This window comes from Aestuariivirga sp. (genome assembly GCF_037139295.1).
Taxonomy (GTDB): Bacteria; Pseudomonadota; Alphaproteobacteria; order Rhizobiales; family Aestuariivirgaceae; genus Aestuariivirga.
Genome location: NZ_JBAXGR010000179.1, coordinates 1 through 4,080 on the forward strand (window position 1 = coordinate 1; position 4,080 = coordinate 4,080).

Consider the following 4,080-nt stretch of genomic DNA (forward strand, 5'->3'; position numbering starts at 1 on the left):
GGAGAGCAACGCCAACCTCACTGCGAATTTCTACATCGACCGGGACATCCCCAAAACGGCTTCGCGCAACCTTTTTGCCACCCCCCTATGCCAGTACTAAAAAAATCGGTGAGGCATGGGTTCGGGTTACTTATTTTCCTGCTTCCTGCGGAACAACAGCGCCGTGACACCAGCAGCAATTAGACCACCCTGCACCCCCGTAAACGCGTAAAACGCGGCTATACCCGGTGACAGCCCTTCGTCGCGAAATATCCCATAGGCCCGCCCAAAACCGAGAATGCCTAGCACTATGAATGTCCAGCAAATCGGCTTCGCAATTAGCGAAAGTGGCTGGGTTTTGTCAGAGGCAAGCCAAGCTAAAAGCCCAATGAACACGGCGGCAACCAATGCCTCCAAAGCCACATAAAAGGGCGAATAAAGAAAGCTTTGGGGTTTCTCATAGGCGGTCAACAAAATCGATGCCACCCACCCGCAAGCTATAATTAGCGCCAGAAGTTTTCCGCCCTTCATGTTGGCATTCCCCCGTTTTGTCTCGCCTATCCGACCAACCGCCGCCACCAAGGCCGCTGACGTTCGGCCTGGTGCGCCTGCTGAAGCCCCATCATGTCGGCGGTGAGCTTCAAGAGCTGGGCCGTCAAATCGGCCACCCGTTCCCGTTCCTGTTCGGCCCTGCCCCGTTCGGTGTTCGCCAGCGCATCAGCTTTCCCGAGCTGATCCTGCATCGAGGCGACCTGTTCCTTGAGGGTGGCAATGTGGGCTTCAAGCGTTCGGACCTGTTCGGCGGCCTGTTCGTTCGGCTGTTCGGCGAACGTGGGCCTAACATTCGGCGAACGTTCGGCTGGTGTTAGTTCGGCTTCCTCGACGGTGACGCGCATGGTTCCGTCATTGCCCTTTACTTTCGGCCACCCCGCCCGCTTTGCCTTCATGCGTGCGCCATCGACGCTGACGCCGAGACGTTCGGCCAGTTCGGCATAGGTCAGAGATAGGATGCTCATGGTTCGGGCCTCGTTCGGGCGAATGTGCGGGGAACGTTCGTTCGCCAGCAGGGTGAGGCAACCGGGTTAAGGCGAAATTAACCGTCGTCAGCAACCCCACCTTGATGAACTGTAGGCGCAGTCATCTGCGGGATCTACGTAGTGATAGTGTGGAGTATAGCCCCGCCATTTCGCAACGACCCCGGTCATGGCAAAGAATAGGGCTATCCAAATGAGGGGATGTATTTTTTCCAGCATGATGGCGAATATGACACTTCCCGTCACTATTGGCGACTGCCGCTTTCCAGCTAAGAGGAACACAATGGCGCTACTCAGTTTCATCAACTTCGTCGTCATCCTTGCCATCACCATATTCGCCTGTTGGTTCATATATCGACGGCTGGTGAAGGGGGGGACAGAGAAGCAAAAGGCCATCCTGATCACGGGGGTTCCTTTTGCGGTGTTCTGGCTGTTGATCTTTTCCGGGGCTCTCTAAGACGAAGGTCGTTGCGCTGCCAGCCAGCCCTTTCCCTATTGTAAAACGTGTATACGTCCGTATATACTGTTTACAGATAGCAGGGAGCACCCCAGATGACCGCCACCACCCGCCGCGCCGTCGCCTACTACCGGGTGAGCACATCGAAGCAGGGTGCATCAGGCCTTGGCATTGAGGCCCAGCGCGCCGCCGTTCATCGCTTCGCCGAGGCTGAAGGTTTCGAGATCATCGCCGAGCATACTGAGATCGAGACCGGCAAGGGTGCCGACGCCCTCGCCCGCCGCCCTGTTCTGGCCGCTGCCCTGGCCGAAGCCCGCAAGGCCAAGGTGCCGGTGCTGGTGGCGAAACTGGACCGCCTGAGCCGTGACGTTCATTTCATCAGCGGCTTGATGGCCGAGAAGGTGCAGTTCGTGGTCGCCGAGCTGGGGGCCAATTGCGACAGCTTCACCCTGCACCTGTGGGCCGCGCTGGCCCAGCAAGAGCGCAAGATGATCTCCAACCGCACCAAGGATGCCCTCGCCGCTGCAAAGATCCGTGGCGTGAAGCTGGGAAGCCCTGTCATCGAGAAGGCCCGCGCCTCATCCATCGAGACCAAGAAGGCCAATGCTGACGCCCATGCCGCCCGGGTGCTGCCCGTCATCGAGGCAATCCGGAAGACTGGAGCGGCTTCCCTGCGTGCCATCGCCGCCGAGCTGACCGCCCGCAAGGTCGAGACCGCCCGTGGTGGCGAGTGGAACGCCGCTCAGGTGAGCAACATCCTGAAGCGCACCGCTGCTTGTGTATAGCGGGTGTAAGTGCACCTAGAGCTTGGACTTGTGACACCAATCGTCTATGTTCTCTGTGCGTTCGAGTCCTCGTGACCCTGAACGTCGCTTCAAGGCCGCCGGGAAAAAGAAAAGCCCGGCAAAGCGCTGGAACGCTGCCGGGCGAGACTTTTCTTTACGACCCCCTCCCGAGGTAGGCCGATGCGCCCTAAAATGCACGCCGCGCCGTTAATTGCAACATGCAAATTTTTCGCATGGTGCGATGGCCTATCTGGGGCTGGTGGTCCTGACCGGATCCACCGATGGCCCGAGAGACTGACCTCGTTTCCATAAAGGAAGCCCTTGTCGAGCGCGCCGAGGAACTATGCCTCGACCTGTTCGGCACCCCGACCCACAAGGCCCGCCATGAGTGGCGCTGGGGCCGCAAGGGAAGCTTGAAGCTGCGCCTGCGCGGCAAGGGTGCGCCGTCGATCTATGACTTCTCCGCTGGCCGTGGCGGTTCCATGCTCGATGCCATCGCCCTGGCCCATGACTTCCACCGCGTTGCCGATGCCGTGAGCTGGGCGAAGGACTGGCTGGGAATGCCCGCCACCGAGCGCCGCAAGGTTGAGCCGCGCCGCAATGACGCACCGGATCCCGAGGCCGAAGGTGAACGTCACGCCCGGGCGATCTGGGATGCCAGCCGCACCATCGCCGGAACACCCGCCGAGATCTATCTCCGGAGCCGTGGCATCGAGGCTTCGACCTGGCCCACATCCATCAGGTGGAACGCCGCTGCCCGCTGTGCCGTGTTCGCCAGCATCGCCCCCGATGGCCGTCACACCGCCATCCAGCGCGTGCTTCTCCAGCTCGACGGAACGCCCGTCACGGAAGACAATGGCAAGGGTGGCCGCCAGAAGATCAAGCGAAGCCGTGGGCCGCGATATGGTGGCGCTGTTCATTTCAAGGCCTATCAACGCCCTGACGTTCTGATCCTCGCAGAAGGCCCGGAGACCGCGCTTTCTATCTGGCATGCGACCGGCTTCGAGACCTGGGCGACCATTGGCCCGGTTCACACCGTTGACCTGACGCCGGTGCCGAAGGACCGCACCATCCTCGTGGCACTCGATGATGACGCCCGCAACGCACAAGTGAGAAAGCACACACTCTCCGCCATCATGCGCTGGAGGAAGCAGGGCCGCACCGTCCTGACAGCCTTGCCTTGGCCCTCGACCCGCCGCGATAAATCCGACTTCAACGATGCACTGAAGATCCGTGGCCCGGCCTATGTCGCCGAGACCATCGAGGCCGCCCTCACGCCGCAGCAGAAGCCCGCCAACGCATTGACGCTCGATGATGCCCATGCCGCCCTTGATACTGCGATGAATGAGGCAATGGCCGAGCTACTGGCACCGCTCGATGATGCCGACCAAATGCCCGCCGTCGCCCTGAAGGTAAGCACCGGCACCGGCAAGACGAGATCCGCCCTGCGCGCCATCATCAAGCGCATGATCTCCGGAGATCTCCGCAATGCGACAGTGGCCGTTCCCGACAATGAACTGAGCGCCGAGCTGCTGGCCCGCGCCATTGCCATCCGCGATGAGCTGGGCGGAACATTCGAGATCGGTTCTTGGCGAGGCCGCGAGGCTGATAACCCCGAGGCCTTCAACGAAGCGATGTGCCGCCGCCCCGACGTTGTGCGTGCCGTGGGCCGTGCTGGCCTCGATGTTCAGACCGTCGCATGTCGCACCGGGGATGGTGCCGAATGCCCGTTCTATCGTTCCTGCGCCTATCAGGCCCAGCGCCGTCAACGCCGCCGCCTGACGATCACCAACCATGCCGCCGTGTTCGTGAAGAAAGCCAAGGG

General features: G+C 61.0%; 5 protein-coding genes. 3 read left to right on the top strand and 2 right to left on the bottom strand.

Going from position 1 to position 4,080, the window contains the following annotated elements:
- Nucleotides 1-126 precede the first annotated feature (126 nt).
- Complete coding sequence (locus WCJ41_RS20345; protein ID WP_336907666.1) at nucleotides 127-510, bottom strand: hypothetical protein; 384 nt, start codon at nucleotides 508-510, stop codon at nucleotides 127-129.
- 26 nt (nucleotides 511-536) lie between these two features.
- A complete protein-coding gene (locus WCJ41_RS20350; protein WP_336907667.1) occupies nucleotides 537-995 on the bottom strand; it encodes a hypothetical protein in 459 nt (152 codons plus the stop codon).
- A 247-nt stretch (nucleotides 996-1,242) separates the two neighbouring features.
- Here WCJ41_RS20350 and WCJ41_RS20355 point away from each other — a divergent pair, with 247 nt between their 5' ends.
- From WCJ41_RS20355 to WCJ41_RS20365, 3 genes are all read left to right on the top strand, one after another.
- Nucleotides 1,243-1,470 carry a hypothetical protein gene (locus WCJ41_RS20355; protein WP_336907668.1) on the top strand — a complete coding sequence of 76 codons (228 nt, stop codon included), beginning with the start codon at nucleotides 1,243-1,245 and terminating at the stop codon, nucleotides 1,468-1,470.
- 95 nt (nucleotides 1,471-1,565) lie between these two features.
- A complete protein-coding gene (locus WCJ41_RS20360; protein ID WP_336907669.1) occupies nucleotides 1,566-2,255 on the top strand; it encodes a recombinase family protein in 690 nt (229 codons plus the stop codon).
- 281 nt (nucleotides 2,256-2,536) lie between these two features.
- Nucleotides 2,537-4,080: toprim domain-containing protein (locus tag WCJ41_RS20365; protein WP_336907670.1), on the top strand; the 1,544-nt coding region annotated here is incomplete at its 3' end.

What these genes read in the sequence shown, in the direction of transcription:
- WCJ41_RS20350 (WP_336907667.1), bottom strand. Translation starts at nt 995, where the DNA reads ATGAGCATCCTATCTCTGACCTATGCCGAACTGGCCGAACGTCTCGGC.
- WCJ41_RS20345 (WP_336907666.1), bottom strand. Translation starts at nt 510, where the DNA reads ATGAAGGGCGGAAAACTTCTGGCGCTAATTATAGCTTGCGGGTGGGTG.
- WCJ41_RS20360 (WP_336907669.1), top strand. Translation starts at nt 1,566, where the DNA reads ATGACCGCCACCACCCGCCGCGCCGTCGCCTACTACCGGGTGAGCACA.
- WCJ41_RS20355 (WP_336907668.1), top strand. Translation starts at nt 1,243, where the DNA reads ATGACACTTCCCGTCACTATTGGCGACTGCCGCTTTCCAGCTAAGAGG.